The 18095-nt window shown below is 71.4% G+C and carries 14 protein-coding genes; 6 read left to right on the forward strand and 8 right to left on the reverse strand.

From position 1 onward, the window contains the following. Positions 1-116: 116 nt before the first annotated feature. Entirely contained in the window at positions 117-1235 is a 1119-nt protein-coding gene (locus tag ABIE67_RS06600) for a hypothetical protein (RefSeq protein WP_370254781.1), read from the reverse strand. 279 nt (positions 1236-1514) lie between these two features. Here ABIE67_RS06600 and ABIE67_RS06605 point away from each other — a divergent pair, with 279 nt between their 5' ends. After that, positions 1515-2570, forward strand: coding sequence for an acyltransferase family protein (locus tag ABIE67_RS06605; RefSeq protein WP_370268278.1), 1056 nt, complete (start codon positions 1515-1517; stop codon positions 2568-2570). Between the two features lie 12 nt (positions 2571-2582). Here the strand turns inward: ABIE67_RS06605 and ABIE67_RS06610 are convergent, their stop codons facing one another. The 3 genes from ABIE67_RS06610 to ABIE67_RS06620 all read right to left on the reverse strand — a co-directional run bounded on the left by ABIE67_RS06610 (position 2583) and on the right by ABIE67_RS06620 (position 6203). Beyond that, on the reverse strand, positions 2583-3179 hold the full coding sequence (locus tag ABIE67_RS06610) for a TetR/AcrR family transcriptional regulator (RefSeq protein ID WP_370254783.1): 597 nt from the start codon (positions 3177-3179) through the stop codon (positions 2583-2585). Between the two features lie 19 nt (positions 3180-3198). Next, positions 3199-5262 (reverse strand): discoidin domain-containing protein, encoded by a 2064-nt coding sequence (locus ABIE67_RS06615; RefSeq protein WP_370254785.1) that lies wholly within the window; start codon positions 5260-5262, stop codon positions 3199-3201. Between the two features lie 164 nt (positions 5263-5426). After that, positions 5427-6203, reverse strand: a complete 777-nt coding sequence (locus tag ABIE67_RS06620; protein WP_370254789.1) for a class I SAM-dependent methyltransferase — start codon at positions 6201-6203, stop codon at positions 5427-5429. 415 nt (positions 6204-6618) lie between these two features. Between ABIE67_RS06620 and ABIE67_RS06625 the strand changes: the two genes are divergently transcribed. Next, the gene (locus ABIE67_RS06625; RefSeq protein WP_370254791.1) at positions 6619-7320 is read left to right on the forward strand and encodes a lysostaphin resistance A-like protein; all 702 of its coding nucleotides are present in this window, start codon (positions 6619-6621) and stop codon (positions 7318-7320) included. Positions 7321-7325: 5 nt separating this feature from the next. On the opposite strand, the gene lpdA is transcribed toward ABIE67_RS06625, so the two are convergent. From lpdA to ABIE67_RS06645, 4 genes are all read right to left on the reverse strand, one after another. Then, on the reverse strand, positions 7326-8738 hold the full coding sequence (lpdA, locus tag ABIE67_RS06630; protein ID WP_370268283.1) for a dihydrolipoyl dehydrogenase: 1413 nt from the start codon (positions 8736-8738) through the stop codon (positions 7326-7328). 194 nt (positions 8739-8932) lie between these two features. Continuing rightward, positions 8933-9841: a hypothetical protein gene (locus tag ABIE67_RS06635; protein ID WP_370254793.1), complete on the reverse strand. Its 909-nt coding sequence runs from the start codon at positions 9839-9841 to the stop codon at positions 8933-8935. A 131-nt stretch (positions 9842-9972) separates the two neighbouring features. Then, the gene (locus ABIE67_RS06640) at positions 9973-13248 is read right to left on the reverse strand and encodes an amidohydrolase family protein (RefSeq protein WP_370254794.1); all 3276 of its coding nucleotides are present in this window, start codon (positions 13246-13248) and stop codon (positions 9973-9975) included. 98 nt (positions 13249-13346) lie between these two features. After that, the gene (locus ABIE67_RS06645) at positions 13347-13937 is read right to left on the reverse strand and encodes a hypothetical protein (protein WP_370254796.1); all 591 of its coding nucleotides are present in this window, start codon (positions 13935-13937) and stop codon (positions 13347-13349) included. Between the two features lie 206 nt (positions 13938-14143). Here ABIE67_RS06645 and ABIE67_RS06650 point away from each other — a divergent pair, with 206 nt between their 5' ends. The 4 genes from ABIE67_RS06650 (at position 14144) to ABIE67_RS06665 (ending at position 18090) form a co-directional block, all read left to right on the forward strand. Next, positions 14144-15463 carry a sensor histidine kinase gene (locus tag ABIE67_RS06650; RefSeq protein ID WP_370254798.1) on the forward strand — a complete coding sequence of 440 codons (1320 nt, stop codon included), beginning with the start codon at positions 14144-14146 and terminating at the stop codon, positions 15461-15463. After that, complete coding sequence (locus tag ABIE67_RS06655) at positions 15460-16062, forward strand: DNA-binding response regulator (protein WP_370254802.1); 603 nt, start codon at positions 15460-15462, stop codon at positions 16060-16062. Before ABIE67_RS06650 ends, ABIE67_RS06655 begins: the two co-directional genes overlap by 4 nt. Positions 16063-16282: 220 nt before the next feature. Then, complete coding sequence (locus ABIE67_RS06660; protein ID WP_370254807.1) at positions 16283-16993, forward strand: ThuA domain-containing protein; 711 nt, start codon at positions 16283-16285, stop codon at positions 16991-16993. Continuing rightward, entirely contained in the window at positions 16963-18090 is a 1128-nt protein-coding gene (locus ABIE67_RS06665) for a Gfo/Idh/MocA family protein (RefSeq protein WP_370254813.1), read from the forward strand. The genes ABIE67_RS06660 and ABIE67_RS06665 overlap by 31 nt, the downstream gene beginning before the upstream one ends. The last annotated feature ends 5 nt before the right edge of the window (positions 18091-18095 follow it).

Raw genomic sequence — 18095 nt, forward strand, 5'->3', positions numbered from 1 at the left:
CGGGTACCACCTCACTCGGGCACAGCAGCGAACACGGTAGGGGGGAGGACGAACGCGGCCGCCGCGACGCGAGGCGCACGTGCGGCGGCCACAGCCGCTATGACGGAGGGCATGGGTCAGGCCACGGATCCGGCCTTCTTGCGACGCAGCGCGTACCAGCCGGCGCCTGCGACGCCCAGCATGGCCAGCCCACCGCCGGTGACTCCCGACGTGGCGAGACCGCCGCCGCCCGTGTGCATACCGCCGCGCGGCCCGTCGTGGTCACCTCCGCCCCAGGAGTCGTTGTCGTGGCCGCCCTTCCACGAGTCGTCGTCTTCCTTCCACGAGTCCTTGCCGTGCCCCTCGTCCTTGCTGCGGTAGCTGTCCGGGTCGTGCTTCGGGTCCTTGTCGCCGCCCCAGTCGTCACCGTTGTTCACGAGAGCCAGCGCGCCGCCGCCCGTGTGCACACCGCCCTTGGGCTTGTCGTACTTGCTGTCCTCGTCGTACTTGCTGTCCTTGTCGTACTTGCTCTCCTTGTCGTACTTGCTCTCCTCGTCGTACTTGCTGTCCTTGCCGTGCTCCTCGTCCTTGGAGCCGCTCCAGTCGTCCTCGGCAGTCCGGAGAGTCAGCGCGCCGCCGCCCGTGTGCACACCGCCCTTGGGCTTGTCGTGCTTGCTCTCCTTGTCGTACTTGCTGTCCTTGTCGTACTTGCTCTCCTTGTCGTACTTGCTCTCCTCGTCGTACTTGCTGTCCTTGCCGTGCTCCTCGTCCTTGGAGCCGCTCCAGTCGTCCTCGGCAGTCCGGAGAGTCAGCGCGCCGCCGCCCGTGTGCACACCGCCCTTGGGCTTGTCGTGCTTGCTCTCCTTGTCGTACTTGCTGTCCTCGTCGTACTTGCTGTCCTTGTCGTACTTGCTCTCCTCGTCGTACTTGCTGTCCTTGCCGTGCTCCTCGTCCTTGGAGCCGCTCCAGTCGTCCTCGGCAGTCAGGAGAGTCAGCGCTCCGCCACCCGTGTGCACACCGCCCTTGGGCTCGTCGTGCTTGCTCTCCTTGCCGTGCTCCTTGCTGTAGGACTGGTCGTGGTCCTTGCTGTAGGACGAGTCCTCGTGGTCCTTGCTGTGGGACGAGTCCTCCTTGTCCTTGCTGTGGGACGAGTCCTCGTGGTCCCAGTCACCCGTCGTCATGGCGTAGGCTGCGGGCGCGATCGCCAGAGCGGCCGTGGCCGTCGCGGTGGCGAGCAGCATGCGGACAGAGCGCATAGTGAGTCCTTCCGTCACGGCCTGGGCGGCTGACGCTTCATCACCACTGGAGCCAGGCCTGACGTGATCCACCGTCAGCCATTCCTCCCGGTCGCACCATTCGGAGCGATCACACGGGTTACGACCCCACCCCGACGGCCCTATGGCCGGGCCCCCGGCCTGCGAAAAGTCGTGTTCCCCCCGGAGAGGTTTGCCTCGTCCACAAGTGGTGAGACGCGTGGGATGCCGAAGCACAGCGCCACAGCCGTGGACACCGCTCCCGCTCCCGCGCCCGCCGCAATGCCGTCACCTGCGGCCTCGAAGCAGCGGGACGCCTTCTTCGACAACGCCAAGTACGCGGCGATCGTGCTGGTGGCGGTCGGCCACGCGTGGGAGCCGCTGCGGGACGGCAGCCGGACCGTCGACGCGCTGTACATGCTCGTGTACGCCTTCCACATGCCGGCGTTCATCGTGATCTCCGGCTATTTCTCCCGCGGCTTCGACGGCCGCCCGGAGCGGCTCAGGCGGCTGGTGACCGGCCTCGTCGTGCCGTACGTCGTCTTCGAGACGGCGTACACCCTGTTCACCCGGTGGACCGACCAGGAGCCGGACCGCCCGGTCAGTCTGCTGGACCCGCTGTACCTGACGTGGTTCCTGGCGGCCCTGTTCCTGTGGCGGCTGACCACCCCGCTGTGGCAGCGGGTGCGGCTGCCGCTGCCCCTCGCACTCGCCGTGGCGATGCTGGCCACCCTCTCGCCATCCATCGGCAACGACCTCGATCTGCAGCGCGCCCTGCAGTTCCTGCCGTACTTCGTGCTGGGGCTGTCCCTGAAGCCGGAGCACTTCCGGCTGGTCCGGCGCCGCGCGGTGCGGATAGCAGCCGTGCCCGTGTTCGCGGGCGCGTTCGTGGTGGCGTATTGGGCGGTGCCCCGGATGACCGGCAGCTGGTTCTACCACCGGGACAGCGCCGAGGAGCTGGGCGCGCCCGCGTGGTACGGGGCCGTGATGACACCGGTCCTGTTCGCCTGCTCGCTGGTCCTGGTGGCCTGTTTCCTCGCCTGGGTGCCCGGTCGGCGGCTGTGGTGCACCGTGCTGGGCACGGGCACGCTGTACGGCTATCTGCTGCACGGGTTCGTCGCGCAGAGCTCCAAGCACTTCGGCTGGTACGACCCCGCATGGATCCACCGGCCGCTCGGCGCGGTCGTCGTCACCGGGGTCGCCGCCGTGGTCGTGACGCTGTTGTGCACGCCGCCCGTCCGGCGGGCGCTGCGCTTCGTGGTGGAGCCGGACATGCGGTGGCTCTTCCGGCGCGACGCGGCGGAACCGGCCCGCGATCGGGCCGTCGTACGGGGGTGACCGCCCCTCCCGTCAGGCCTCGTGTGCCAGCCCGGCGACGTGCGCGGTGACCGTGTCGAGGATGGCCGTCCAGGCCGCGTCGTCACCGAGGACGAGGTAGTTGAGGGTCAGGCCGTCGGTCATGGCGGCCAGGTAGCGGGCCAGGACGGGGACGGGGACGCGCAGCCGGAGGCCCATGGCCCGGCGCAGCTGGTCGATGAGCTCGGCGTACGTCTCGGCGTACAGCTCGTACTGGCGGCGTGCCAGGTGCTCGAAGCCGGGCTGGCGCAGCGCGTACTGCGTGAGCTCATAGGTGAGCATGTGCTCGTCGGGGTGGGCGCGGACGTGGTCCCAGTACGCCTGGAAGCCGGCCCGGACGGTCTCCTCGAGGGTGGCTCTGGGCCGTAGGGCTTCCTTCACCATCGTCACGGAGTGATCGGTGAGGGTGGTGATGACGGACTCGATCAGCTCCTGCTTGGAGCCGAAGCAGTAGTGGAAGACGCTCAGCGAAACGCCCGCCTCGGCGGCGATGGACCGGGTCGTCGTCCTGGGGACGCCGTCCCGGCTCATCGCCCTGATCGCCGCTTCGGTGAGCTGTCGCCGCCGCTCGGCGGACGGCAACCGTGCCATGGAGCCCCTCTCGTGGGTGTCAGCTGCTGTGGACGCCGACCTCGTGGAGGGAGTAGCCCCAGTCGGTGCCGCGTTCCAGCCCGTGGACGCGTACATACCTGGCCGGTGTGCCGGTGAACCGGGCCGTGTCCAGGCCGCCGTCACCGGCTGTCGTGGACCAGGCGGTCCGCCAGTTCACTCCGTCGGTGGAGAGCTCGATGCGGTACGACTTGCCGTACGCGCGTTCCCAGTCGAGGGTGACCCGCTTGACGAGCTGTGTGGACCCGAGGTCGACCTGGTACCACTGGTCGTCGCTCCAGTCGCTGGCCCAGCGGGTACGGCTGTCGCCGTCGACGGCGCGGTTCGGCTGGTAGCTGGTGAACAGGCTCCATTCCGAGGAGCCTGCGGACGCGGCCGCGCCGCTCGCGAGGTTCACCCCGGCCGCGTGGTTCTCGGAGGCCGCCCAGGTGTCGAGGTAGGACTCGGCGCCCCGGAAGAGGTCGTCGACCACGTCCTGGCCGCCGACGCGGCGGATGTCCTCGATCCAGTCCGGGACGAGGCCGTAGTGGGCGGCGCCGTCGGTGTTCAGGTCCCAGGTGCGCTCGCCGGTGGTCTGCCGGTCGATGACGGAGCCGCCGTCGACGCTCTTGAAGGGGTACGTCACCTTGTTGGGGGCGTCCGCTCCACGCGGTCCCGGCCAGCCGCCGACGCCGTTCATGTCGGTGCCGTAGCCGTAGCCGACGCCGTACTTGTCGCGCAGGGCCTCCGTGCGCTCGGCCTCCGCGATGAAGCCCTCGGAGCCGTGCATGTACTGGGCGATGAAGCCGCCGAGACCGTAGACCCGTTCGGTCCAGTCCAGGTCCATCCAGCTGTGCGAGGAGAGCACGCCGGGGTAGGACGCGGACTCGAAGATGTCGAGCACCCGGCCGGTGGCCTTGACGCTCATGTGGTCGATCTCCAGCATCATCTTGCGTTTCATCATGCCCCGGACGGCGTACTCGCCGAGGCCGGTGAGCCCTCGGACGTTGCACTGGGCGTCAGCGCTGTACGAGGGGACCTCCTCGCCCGCCGGGAGATGCTCCTCGGCTTCGGTGGCCATCGCGTTGCCGATGGGGTTGTCGTGCTGGGGGCCGGTGCACTTCTCGGTCTTCCAGAAGGTCCCGGTGGACAGGAACTGGCCGACGTTGATGGCCGTTCCGAGTGAGCCCGAGTCGAAGCGGACGCCGCACAGGGCGTTGTCGAACTTGTGGCACAGGAACATGCTGCGCACGCCGAGCGCGTGGAGCTCGTCCAGTCCCTTGTCGATGTCGGCCTTGCTGCACTGCGCGATGTCGAGGACCTGCTTGCAGCCGAAGGGCTCGGAGGTCTCGACGCCGAGGATGACCGCCAGCTTGCCCTGCTCGATGACCTGGCGGGCCTGGGCGCTGTCGGTGACGATCCGGAACCAGCCCTTGCCGGTGCCGCCGTACATCTTGTCGACGAAGGCCTGCATGTCGTACGTCAGCTTGGCCTGCAGCCGGATGGACGTCATCTCGTCGCAGCTGCGGTCCTTGAAGAAGTAGACGGAGCAGATCACGCCGTTGGTGACGAGGTCGTTGACCAGGACGCGCTGGCCGCCGCGCCAGGCGCGCTCCACCCAGGCGTAGTAGTTCTGCTGGTGGGTCAGCGAGTCATGGGCGGGCCAGTCCTTGAAGGTGGGCCAGCCGTTCGGGTCGTGCTTGCCGTCACCGCCGTTGGTGATGAAGTCGAAGATCGCGAGCGAGCCGTCGGGGTAGTGCTCGGGGCAGTCCTTGAGGGCGTCGGCGACACCCTGTTCCGAGAACGGCTTTCCGCAGATCAGACGGCCGCCGAAGGCCTCGTTGGAGAAGATGTGGTCGTGTGCGTCCACGAAGCCGCGCACCTCGCCCTTGGCGTTGGTGCCGGTGAAGGGCTCCCCGGTGACGTTGACCTGCGAGTCCGGGGCGGGCCGTGCGGTCGGGTTCCACCAGTCGGTTCCGGCCGCCGAACTCGGCGTGGGGTCGAGCGCGACGGACAGCACGAGCAGGAGGAGCGACACCACGGTGACGTGTTTGCGTCTGCGGTACGGGCGTCCGGCACTGGTCACAGCCCATGTCCCTCGGTCGGCGGGATGGCGGGGTCGGATTGTCATGACCTCGCAATATGTGCGACGAGGATGGCCATTACCGCTGTACGAGTCAAGAGTCCGGGACAGATGACCTACTGCGACCTACTGGCCAGAACTGGTTGAACTCCTGACGGCCCGTCGGTTCACACCGCGTGGGTGACCCGGATCTTGGACTGGCCGTGCGGGAGTTCCTCCCAGTCCGCCATGAAGCGGGCCCGCAGGCCGTGCTTCTCGGCCAGCGCCACGAGAGTCTCCGTGCGGTAGTAGAAGTCCTCGCGCAGCACGTGGTGTTCCTGCCCCTCGGTGCGGTCGAACGTGAAGTCGAACCAGCCGCCGGGGGCGAGCAGCCGGCCGACGTTGGCCAGGCACTCCTCGATGACCGGAATCGGCGAGTGCGAGAAGACGCTGTGCGCGTGCACCACGTCGAAGTGGGCGTCGGGCAGGAACCGCAGTCTCAGGTCACGGACCGGGGTCAGGGTGGGCAGCCGCCGCTGCAGCCCCATCTCCACGAGGGTGTCCTGCGCGGCGAAGAGGATGTCGGGCGAGATGTCGACGCCGTAGTAATGCCCCGGGTCGAGGTGCCGGATGAACCGCCAGCCGCCGCGCAGGTTGCCGCAGCCGATCTCCAGCATCCGGTGCTCGGGGCGCAGTCCGTGGCCCACGAGGTAGTCGAACTGCATCGCCCCGAGCGCCAGCCACCGCTCACGGTTGTGACTGCCGACCGCCGCGTCCGGGTCGGCACGGGTGTCGGAGCGCATCACCGCCCGGTAGTAGGAGACGTGGTCCGGGTGACGGCGGCGCAGCCACATGTCCCGGGCTGTGCGGGCCAGATGACGGGGCACCCGGTCGGGGTGCCGCAGGGCGTACGCGACGCGATGGCCGAGGGCCGCGCGGTTGGCGGTGAGGTTCTTGGCCGGCATGGGTGGGGCCTCCCTGGGGACGCGGTACCACCGAGGATGCTCAACGGGGCGCCGCGGCGCCACAGGGGCGGCCGGGCTCGGGACCTCGCCGCCGATGTGACTGTCCGCCCGTGGGAGTGAGCCGACGGTGGGCTCCTGGGGCGCGGGGAGCCGGGCTCGTTGCGCTGTCTCGGCCCGTCCGAGAGTCGTATGCGCCGCGGCAAGCCTGGCATGAGCGCGGATCTTCGGGGTAATCGGCACGATGCCTGCCGGGGAAGGGCCGTCACGCCTGGGGAGGTCGAAGCGGCCCTTCCCATCCTTTGGTGGCCCGCCCGGGTACCCGGGCGGGCCACCCCCCCCCGCTGGAGGGACAGCGGAAAAGGTTCGAGGGCCGTGGCCGCACGGCGGAGCCGTGACGGGGGATCCTGGAAGCCGGATGCCGATCGTATGTGCTCTCGCCGTTCTCACCGTCGCGAATCTGCTGAACAACTGGCTCGCGCGGGGCCCTGTCCTGTACGTGGTCATCTGTGTGACCGCGACGGCGGTCCTGCTGCTGATCGCGCGATGGGACAGGCTCACCCTGGCCGAGCTGGGGCTCGACGCGGCGGCGGTGCGCAGGGGGCTGCGCTGGGGGCTCGTTCTGGTGGGGGTCGTTCTGCTGGTGCTGGGGGTGCTGCTCGCCGTCCCCGCCGGGCGCGAGGCGTTTCGGGATGCCAGGGCTGCGGACCTGTCGGTGGGGCGGCTGTTGTGGGTGGCGCTGGTGCGGGTGCCGTTCGGGACCGTGTTGCTGGAGGAGACGGCCTTCCGTGGGGTGCTGTGGGCCATGATCCGGCGGCGGCATGGCACGGCGTGGGCCACGGCCGTGTCGTCGCTGCTGTTCGGGCTGTGGCATCTGATGCCCGCTCGGGGCATCAACCGCTCCAACGCCGCGGTCGCCTCGGTCTTCGGGGCCGGCCCGGCGGGCGTGGCCCCGACGGTGGCCGTGGCGATCGTCGCCACGGCCGTCGCCGGGGTCGTCCTGTGCGAGCTGCGCCGTCGCTCCGGGAGCCTGTTGGCGCCCATGGCCCTGCACTGGGCGGTGAACAGCCTCGGTTACGCGTTCGCCTGGGCGGCCGCTCGCTGGTGGCTCGAAGGCTGAACGAATCAGAAGTTGATCATGTGTCCGGCGAGGCCGTGCACCGCTTCCTTGACCGCCTCGCCGAGGGTGGGGTGGGCGTGGACGTTGCGGGCGACCTCGTGCACGGTCAGGTCCCACTGCTGGGCCAGGGTCAGCTCGGGCAGCAGTTCGGTGACGTCGGGGCCGATGAGGTGGCCGCCGAGGAGTTCGCCGTACCTGGCGTCGCTGATCAGCTTCACGAAGCCGGTCGCGTCGCCGAGGCCGTGCGACTTGCCGTTCGCCGTGAAGGGGAACTTCGCCACCTTGACGTCGTGGCCGAGCTCGCGGGCCTGGGCCTCGGTATAGCCGAAGCTGGCGATCTGCGGCTGGCAGTAGGTGGCGCGCGGGATCATCACATAGTCCAGCTCCATCGTCTCGGCGTCCGCGATGGTCTCGGCGGCGATGATGCCCATCGCCTCCGCCGCGTGCGCGAGCATCAGCTTCGCCGTGACGTCACCGATGGCGAAGATGTGCGGGACCGAGGTACGGCAGCGGCCGTCGACGTCGATCGCGCCGCGATCGGTGACGGTCACGCCGGTCTTGTCCAGGCCGTAGCCCTCGACGTTCGGCTGGAAGCCGATCGCCTGGAGCACCTTGTCGGCCTCCAGGACCTGCTGAGAGCCGTCCTTGCCGGTGACCGTGACGCGCACCTGCTCGCCGGACTCGTCGACCGCGTCGACCCGGGTGGAGGTCAGCACGTCGATGCCCAACCGGCGGTACTGTTTGGCGAGTTCGGCGGAGACCTCGGCGTCCTCCAGCGGGGCCATGCGGTCCAGGAACTCGACGATCGTGACCTTGACGCCGTAGTTGTGGAGTACGTAGGCGAACTCGACGCCGATCGCGCCGGCACCCGCGATGACGATCGACCGCGGCAGCTCCTCGGCCAGGATCTGCTCCTCGAACGTCACCACGCGCGCGCTGCGCCGGGTGCCGGGCAGCAGCTTGGGCGTGGCGCCGGTAGCGATGATGCACTGCTCGAAGCCGATGGTGCGGGTCTCGCCGTCGTAGCCCGCCACCTGGAGGGTGTGCGGGTCGAGGAAGGTGCCCCGGCCGTCGATCTCGGTGATCTTGTTCTTCTTCATCAGGTAGTGGACGCCCTTGACCCGGCCGTCCGCCACCTTGCGGCTGCGGCGGAACGCCTCACCGAAGTCGAAGGAGACCGTCCCGTCCACCTTGATGCCGAAGGTCTTCGCCTCGCGCGTGAAGATGTGCGCCAGTTCGGCGTTGCGCAGCAGCGCCTTACTGGGGATACAGCCCACGTTCAGACAGACGCCGCCCCAGTACTTCTCCTCCACGACCGCCACCCGCTTGCCCAGCTGGGCGGCGCGGATCGCCGCCACGTAGCCGCCGGGGCCCGCGCCGAGGACCACGACATCGAAGCGCTCGTCCTGCTCGACCATGGGGAGTTCCTTCCTGAGTACGACGTCCTGCTCTGCTGGTGCCGGGCGCCAGGGGACGGCGTCCGGCTTCTTCCAGCATGACCGCATCCACCGGGTTGTGTGGCGATGCGGGAGGGTGACGGCGATCTCAGGTGGCGGGCGCTCCCGTGGTCAGGTGGCGGTCTGCCGACGTGGTCGGCGGTCTCCCGGCGTGGTCAGCCGAGGCACACGAGGTTGAGCACGCAGAGCTGCGCCGGCGAGGTCGCTTCCGGTGCCGGGCTCGACGGCGAGGTGGAGGTGCCGGAGTCCGAGCCGGAGTCGGAGCCGGAGCTGTCGGTCGCCGTCGGAGCCGGCGTCTGCTCCTGCTCGGCCGCCGTGCCACCACTGCCGCTGTCACCGCTGCCGCCGCTGCCGCCGCTGCCGCCGGAGTTCGCTCCGCCGGCGGCGGACGTGACCGCCTGCGACTGCGGGTCCGTGGTCGCCGTGGCGCTCGGTGTGGAGGCGACGTCCGGTCGGGTGAACTGCCGGGTGGTGTGCTGCGTGGTGACGGGCTCCCGCGCGGCGTCGGTCGGGGACACACGAGAAGAGGAGGTGTCGGTGCGCGGGGCTTCGCGGGTGTCCGGCGGAGTGGAAACCGGGCGGGTGAGTTCCGTCGCCTGCTGCTCCGCGGCCGCCGTGTTCGGGTTTACCGGCGCGGTGGCCGCCTGGGTCTTGTCGGTGGCCCCCCGGTTCATCGCCGAGACGGTCAGACCGCCTCCGACCAGGGCGACAGCGGTCGCGACCACGGCCCGGCGCTGGTTCTTCTTCCAGCGGGCCCGCTGGCGACGCCGTGCGGCGCGGCCCTCCGGGGCGACGGGGACGCCTTCCACGTCGGCGGGCGGGGCGTCGGGCGCCGTCTCGTCCAGGTCGGCGGACGGCACCGTCTCGTCCCGGAAATAGCCGTCGTACCAGGTGTCGGCGGCGGGGGGTTCCCATGCGGCCGTTCCGGTCGCCACCGCGCTCGGCGCGGCCGACATCGTCGGGCCCCCGACCGCGGAGGGAGCGATGTCCGGGGCGTAGGCGCCGCACCCGGGGCACACGAGGGCCCCGTTGAGATGCCGTCGGCACGAGGAGCAATAGTCCATCTGCGTTCTTCCTGGGGTCGCACGGGGTATCGAACGGCTCGCAACGCTAACGAGGCTTTGGACGGGCTGTGTGCAGCCCAAGTGATGCTCCTGCGCAGATGTCCCAGGAAGTGTGTGTGAACCATGACCTCTCAGACTTCACAACACCCCTCACGGCGCATACGGCGGCTCACCTCCAGCCATTCCTCGGCCGCCCGGCGCTCTGTCGCGGCGTCGGAGGAGGCGGAGGAGGCGGAGGAGGTGAAGGAGGTGTAAGTGCGGGAGGCACCCGAGGTGTCCGAAGCATCCGGGGTGTCCGAGGTGCCGAAGGCGTCGACCAGGTCCGACTGCTCGAAGAGCACGCCCCCGCGAAGTACGGCCACCGTACGGACCAGTTCGGCGAAGTCGGTGAACGGGTCGCCGTCCACGACCGTGAGGTCGGCGAGCTTGCCCTCCTCCACCGTGCCCAGATCGGCGTCGGCACCGAAGACCCGCGCGGGCAGCAGCGTCGCGGTGCGCAGCGCCTCGGCCGGTGACAGGCCGGCGCGGTGCAGGGCACGCAGGGCAAGGTGCAGATGCAGGCCGACCGGGACGAGCGGTTGGTCCGTGCCGAGCGCGACCAGTCCGCCACCCGCGAGGATACGCCGGTAGACGCTCATCTCCCTGGCCAGCGTGGCGAGTTGGGCGTCGGAGGGCGGCTGCCCGGCCCCCTCACGGACGAGCGCGGTGTCCCACGGCGGCATGAGCGCGGTGACGCGCGGGTCGTCCGCGAGCGCGGGGTCGGCGCCCAGCAGGGCCAGCGCGGTGAACGGCGTGGCGACGAGGTGGAAGCCGGCGGCGGTGTAGATCTCCTCCACGTCCTGGTACGCCCGCCCCGACGCCGATGTCGCGTGCCCGAACTCCAGCCGCTGCGTCGCCTGCAGATGGGTCGTCAGGTCCTGCCCCAACTGCACCCCGGGACTGCACAGATGGCTGCCGCTGCGCACCCCGAGCCGCTCGTGCCCGAAGGCCGCGGACTCCTTCATGACCCACCCCGGGGCGCGTACGTACGTCTTCACGAAGTCCCAGTCCAGCGCGGCCCCGCGCGCCAGCGAGCGGTGCAGACCCTCGCGGGTGCGGTGGGCGCGGCCCATGCTGTAGGCGACCCGCGCCCCGTCGAGCAGCTCGCCGGTGGTCAGCAGCCGGGGTCCGGCGAGGGCACCGGCGGCGACCGCCTCCCGGATGCGGGCCTGTTCGTAGGCGAAGCCGCCCAGCGAGACGGCCGTCGTGATGCCGTAGGCGAGTTGGAGCGCGGTCTGGCGGCCTCCGTATGTGGTCTGCCAGGGGTGGGTGTGCGCGTCCCACAGGCCCGGGATCACGGTGCGGTCGCTCGCGTCGACGCGACGGGCGGCCGGGCGGCCGGTGCGGTGGGGGGCCACCTCCGCGACCCGGCCCGCACGGATCACGACGTCGATGTCCTCGCGGACGTCCGACCCGGTTCCGTCCCAGAAGCGGCCCGCGCGCACGACCGTGTCCGCCGGGCGCGGCCTGCGGTAGTCCAGCCGGACGCGGACGGTACGGGTCCTGCCGCTGCGGACGTCGATGAGGCGCAGGGTGCCCGCGGAGAGGTAGAGCAGGGTGCGGGCGTCGGCGGACCAGGACGGGTGGTCGGCGGGTTCGGTGGTGAGCCGGCGTGGCTCGCCGTCCGGGGTGCCGTCGGCCCGGACCGGCAGCAGCCACAGCGCGGACTCGGCGATCACGGCCATCCAGCGGCCGTCCGGCGACCAGACGGGGCCGGAGTCGTAGCGGTCGGAGAGCGAGGTGTGCGGGGCGAGGGCGTGCAGGGCGGTGGTCCCGGTGCTCGTGTCGACGACGCGGATGAGGTTGTAGCCCTCACGGAACCGCTGGTTGAGGCGGTTCCGGTCGCACAGCGCCACATAGCGGCCGTCGGGCGACCAGCTGGGCCGGCCGGGCAGCCCGCCCGCTCCGAGCGGGGTGGCCAGGACGCGTTCGGTGCCGTCGGGCAGGTCGCGCACCACGAGGTTGCCGGACATGTCCAGACAGGCCAACCGTGTCCCGTCGGGCGAGAGCGCGGGGAAGACCCGGCCGCCCGCCGCGAGCACGGTCTCCTCGCCGGAGCCGAGGTCGCGGCGCCGTACGGCGAACAGTCCTGCACGGTCGTCGGCGTACACCAGCGCCGTGCCGTCGGGCGTCCAGACCGGCGCCGACACATAGCGGGTGGCGGGGACTTGAAGCACCCTGCGGGGCGCTCGGCCGCCCGTCGTCCCGGCGGTCCACAGCGCGTTGAGCGCGGCGAAGGCGACGCTACGGCCGTCCGGCGACAGGGCGGGCAGGTGCAGCGCGCGTACGGGGCGGGCGCCCGCACCCTCGAAGTCGTACTCCTTGCCGCGGTAGCGGGGCCGGTCCACGGGCAGCGTGGCCGTGAAGGGGATCTCCTCGCCGTCGGCCGGCGCGTCCGGGTCGACGAGGCGGAAGTTCCCGTCGACCGTGAGGAGCAGTCGCTCGGCGGCCGTCCAGCGGGGCGGCGCGGGGAGGACGTCACCCGCCACCGGGACCGGCCTGCCGTCCACGACGAGCGTGCAGGAGGCGGCGGGTGCGGCGGTGGTCCGCAGGTGGGCCAGGCGCCCCGTGGGCGAGACGGCCGGGGTCATGAGCTGGGCGCCGGAATCGTCGGTGTGCTCGATGGTGACGGGGCCCGACCCGTCGGCGGCCACGGACACGATCGCGCTCGCCCGCAGGGCGCCCGTCGAGGTGACGCCGGCGCGCACGAACAGGACCCGTTCACCGTCGGGCGACCATGCCGGGTCGAAGTCCTCCCAGCGGCTGTCCTGCCCGGGGCCCTGCTGGTCGGGGCTGCCGGTCAGGCGGGTCAGCGCGCCGCTGCGCACGTCCACGACCCAGATGCGGTACGGCGCGCCGGTAACGGTGTCCCCGCCGCGCTCGGAGGCGAACGCGATCCGGGTGCCGTCCGGCGACCAGGCCGGACCTCGGTCGTCCCATGGTCCGTCGGTGAGCTGCCGCAGCCCGGTGCCGTCGGGCCGCAGCGTCCAGAGATGGAAGCCTCCCCCGCGGTAGGCGCAGACGACGACTCGGCTGCCGTCGGGCGAGAACTGCGGGCGGGTGGGTTCGAGGCCGGGCGTGGTGATCGGGACCGCGGTTCCGCCCTCCGCCGGGATGGACCAGAGCATGTTCTGGACCTCGGCGACCAGCCGGTCACCGGACGGTGCGAGGGTCGCGGAACCGCCCGTGACGGCGGTGAAGGAGAGGTCGGTCGCGGTGGACGTCGCGGCCTCGGCCGGCGTACCGACGGCGTCCGGCACCGTGGCCGTGGCTGCCGCTGTCGCGGCGACGGTGGCGGTGGCCCGGAGGAATCCGCGACGGGAGAGCGGGCCGGAACGGAGGGCGTCAGAGGTGTCTTCGAAGTCCAAGAGAGCTCCCAGGGCGCGGAGTTGATGAGCCGGACAGGAGAGACCACTGGTGGCAACGTACGGGGCGGAACCCGGATACGGGCCCCGCCCCGGGGTTTCTAGACCAGAAAGAGCAGTTGGACGGCCACCAGTACGTCGATGACGCCGCACCACTCGGCGAACGTACGGGAGACGACCTTGTCGAGCCGTAGGTGCACGAAGTCCCACACCCCGTGGAAGAACCAGCCGGCCGCCACCAGATGGCGGCCCAGGTCCGGTTCCACCGCCAGCCCGGCCAGCGCGAGTCCGCAGAAGACGAGCGCGCCTCCGGCCTGGACCCCGAGGCCGGCCCGCCCGTGCGGAGTGCCGCGGAGGGCGCCCCAGGCCAGCAGGACCAGCGCCAGGGCGACCATGACCGTCGCCGGGGCGACCGCCTCCTGCAACGGGAGGGCGAACACGGCCACCAGCCCGGCGCCGAGCACCGGCCAGGTGAAGCGGGACTGTCCGATCTGGTTGACGACCAGATAGATCAGGGGCAGCAACGGCAGCGTCTCCCCGAAGCCCCCGACGGCGTCGGCCACGTCCTGCGAGCCGGATGCGGCCACGTTGAGCGCGACGACGGCGACCGCCAGCGCGGTGGGCCAGCGCCGCTTGAGGATCGCGGCAGGGTGCGGGCGGTGCGTCGTCGTGTGGGATGCGGGGGTGGACATGGGAACCTCCGGGTCGGGTGAGCCGGTACTGGGGGCGGGGCTGAACGGGCTGGGCCGGGCTTCCGGTACCGGGGCGGGGTGTCCGTCGAGACCTCCACCCTGCGGCGTGGCGCAGCCCGCCAGTAGTGCCGAACCCCCCTGCGCCCACGTGCCGTTGTCACGTCCTCGGATGACATTTGTCATGCGGCGTGGGCCACAATGACGGGGTGGGGGACGGGGCGATCGATCGCGACACGGCGGGGCTGGCGGGCCTGCGCCGCTACACGTGGTGGACCGTGCCGGGCATGACCGCGTGTGTCCTGGCCGTCTTCGTCGGCGAGTGGGTCCTAGACGGCGATGTCCCCCTGTGGGCCCGCGCCCCGGCCGCCGCCGCGCTGGTGGTCGAGGTGTGGGCGATCGTGGCGCTGCTGAGCAGTCGGCCGGCACTTCTGCCGGTGACCGACGCACACCCCGGCAGGCCGCCCGTGGGCCGGCTGATCGCCGCGGTGGGGGCGGGAGTCGTACTCGCGGCATTCCCGCTGGCCCTGCGCGACTACGGGCTGTGGCCCGTCGCGCCCGCCATGGTGGTGGCGGTCATCGCGACGTACCTCCCACCGCGCCGCCGACGACTGCTGATCGGGAGCGCCCTGGGCCTCGCGCTCCTGCCCGGGAGCGTCGTCAGCCTCGTCGAGGGGGACGGGGAGTTGGCGTACGCCGCCCTGTTCCCCACGGGCCTCGTCGCCTTCACGGCATGGGTGACGCTCGGCCCCCTGTGGGCCTGGGACACGGCACGACGGCTGGACGAGGCACGGCGGCTGGAGGCGGAGCTGGCGGTCAGGGAGGAGCGGCTGCGGTTCGCCGCCGATCTGCACGACATCCAGGGGCACCATCTCCAAGTGATCGCCCTGAAGAGCGAGTTGGCGGAACGGCTCGTCGAGCGGGACCCGGCCCGCGCGGCCACGGAGATGAAGGAGGTACGGCGGCTGGCGGCGGACGCGCTCAGCGACACGCGGGCCGTGGTGCAGGGCTACCGTCGTACGACCCTGGACGACGAGATCGCCAACGCGACCCGGGTGCTGGCCGCTGCCGACATCGACGCGAGGATGACGCTCGCCCCCGAGGCCGTGGCCACCGACCTCACGGACTCCGCCCGTCACCTCCTCGGGCTGGTGATGCGGGAGGCCACCACCAACGTGCTCCGGCACAGCCGGGCCGGACACGCCGAGGTCGAGTACCGGGTCACGGACGGCCTCGCCCGGCTGAGCGTGAGCAACGACGGCGCCGAGGCACATCCGGCCGCCCTGGAGGGCACGGGGCTGCGCGGCCTCGCCGAGCGGCTGGAGGCGGCCGGCGGGGAGCTGACCTGGAACCAGGACGGGGACCGCTTCGGGGTGACGGCCGCCCTGCCGACGCGGTCCTCGCGGCCACCGGACTCCCCCAATCCACCGGACTCACCGAACTTCCCCAATCCACCGCACCCCCAGCACCCACTGGGCTCACCGAACTCACCGGACTCGCCGAACTCCGCGGACGGAGCCGCCCCATGATCCGCCTGCTGATCGCCGACGACGAGGACCTGCTCAGAAGCGCCCTGGCCGCCCTGCTCGCGCTGGAGCAGGACCTCACCGTGGTCGCCGAGGCGGCCACCTCCACCGATGCGGTACGGCTGGCCCGTGAGCGGCGTCCCGACATCGCCGTCCTCGACCTGGAGATGCCGCCCACCGACGGGCTCCGCGCCGCCGAGGAGATCCGGGCCGAACTGCCCACGCAGATCGTCCTGGTGACCCGGCACGCCCGTCCCGCCGTACTGCGCCGGGCTCTGGCCGCCGGTGTACGCGGCTTCGTCCCCAAGACGACCCCGGCGGCCCGGCTGGCCGAGATCATCCGCGACATCGCCGCCGGCCGCCGCTATGTGGACCCGGACATCGCCGCCTCCGCTCTGACCGAGGACGACTGTCCCCTCACCGACCGCGAACTGGAGGTCCTGCGCGCCGCCCGCACCGGCGCGTCGATCGCCGAGATCGCCACCGAGGTCCACCTGGCTGCCGGCACGGTCCGCAACTACCTCTCCGCGGCCATGTCCAAGCTGGGCACACCGACCCGCCACGCGGCAGCGCACCGCGCCTGGGAGCAGGGGTGGATCTGAGGCCACATCGGCCACGCCCCGCGTCACCGCCCCGCACCGCGTCACCGGCCACGTCCCGCCTCACCGGCCGCGCCCAGCCGCCCCGGCCCCGGCCCCCCGACGCTCCCGACGCTCCCGACGCTCCCGGAGCGAAAATTTCGTGGAATCCGGCGACTCTTTCCTGCGGGCAGGCGCCTGGCGCATAGTGAGGGCGCTGTTCTGCGACCCCCGAAGGGACGAGATGACGCGGAAGAAGGCCCTGGTGGTCCGAGGCGGATGGGAGGGGCATCAGCCGGTCCAGGCCACGGAGCTGTTCCTGCCCTTCCTTCGAGCCAACGGATACGCCGTCCGGATCGAGGAGTCCACCGACGTCTACGCCGACGCCGCCGAGATGGCCGACACGGATCTCGTCGTCCAGTGCGTCACGATGTCGCAGATCAGCGCCGAGCAGTTGGCCGGGCTGAGCGCGGCGGTCGTGGCCGGCACCGGCTTCACGGGCTGGCACGGCGGCATCGCCGACTCGTTCCGCGCCTCCTCCGACTATCTCCATCTGGTGGGCGGGCAGTTCGCGACCCATCCGGGCAAGGAGCCGTGTGAACGCCGGGGAGGTCAGGAGGACAACTACCTGCCCCACGTCGTCAACATCACGGAGCTGGGCCGCGAGCACCCCGTCACGGCGGGCGTCGAGGACTTCGAGCTGGACACCGAGCAGTACTGGGTGCTCCACGACGACCTGATCGACGTCCTGGCCACCACCACCCACCCCGCCCGATCGTGGCAGCCCTGGCACCGTCCCGTCACCTCGCCGGCGATCTGGACCCGGCAGTGGGGCGCCGGGCGGGTCGTGGTGACGACACCGGGGCACAGCCTGGACGTCCTGGAGAACCCGAACGTCCGCACCGTCATCGAGAGGGGCATGCTGTGGGCGACGCGCACCACGTCGGTGTCGTAGGTCTCGGGGTCATCTCCCGCGCGTATCTGGACACTCTCGTCGGCCATCCCCGCGTGCGCGTCACCGCGGTCGCCGACCTCGACGCCTCCCGGTCGGCCGCGGTCGCCGCCGAGGTGCCCGGTGTCGAGGCGCTGACCGTCGAGGAGTTGCTGAGCAGCCCGGACGTGGACACGGTGCTCAACCTCACCGTCCCCGCCGCCCATGCCGAGATCGCCCTCGGCGCCATCGGCCACGGGAAGCACGTGTACGGAGAGAAACCTCTGACCGCCGAACTCGCCGACGCGCGCGCCGTGATCGAGGCCGCCGCGCAGGCGGGGGTCGGTGTGGGGTGTGCGCCGGACACCGTCCTGGGCACCGGCATCCAGACGGCACGGGCGGCCGTGGAGGCGGGGGCCGTCGGACGCCCCCAGTTCGCCACGGCCGTGATGATCACGCCGGGGCATGAACGCTGGCATCCCCACCCCGACTTCTACTACACCGCCGGGGGTGGCCCGCTGCTGGACATGGGGCCGTACTACCTCGCCTCCCTGATCCATCTGCTCGGTCCGGTGCGGGCCGTGGCGGGGGCATCCGGCCGGCTGCGCGGCGAGCGTGTCATCGGGTCCGGCCCGCGCGCGGGCGAGCGGATCCCGGTCGAGGTGGACAGTCATGTCTCCGGAGTGCTGGAGCACGTGGGCGGGGCCCTGACGACGATCACGACGAGCTTCGACGGCGTGGCGACGACCGCCGCGCCGATCGAGGTCCACGGCGAGACGGGCACCCTCACGGTCCCGGACCCGAACCGCTTCGACGGTGAGGTGCGGCTCTTCGAACTCGGCGCCACCCAGTGGCGTACGCTCCCGCCCTCGGCCGGCTACGTCGACGGCACCCGGGGCGTCGGACTGCTCGACTTCGTCGCCGCCGACGAGCAGCGGGCGCCCCGCGCGAACGGCCGACTCGCCCTGCACGTGCTGGAGACGATGAGCGCGCTCCTGCGCTCGTCGGCCGAGGGACGGCGTATCGAGCTGTCGACGTCGGCCGATCCGCCCGTCCTCGTTCCGCTGACGACCGCGGAGGACTGGAGGGGGCGCGACGCCCACAGCCCCCCGTCGCCGTGAGCGCG

The organism is Streptomyces sp. V4I8, from assembly GCF_041261225.1.
Lineage (GTDB): Bacteria > Actinomycetota > Actinomycetes > Streptomycetales > Streptomycetaceae > Streptomyces.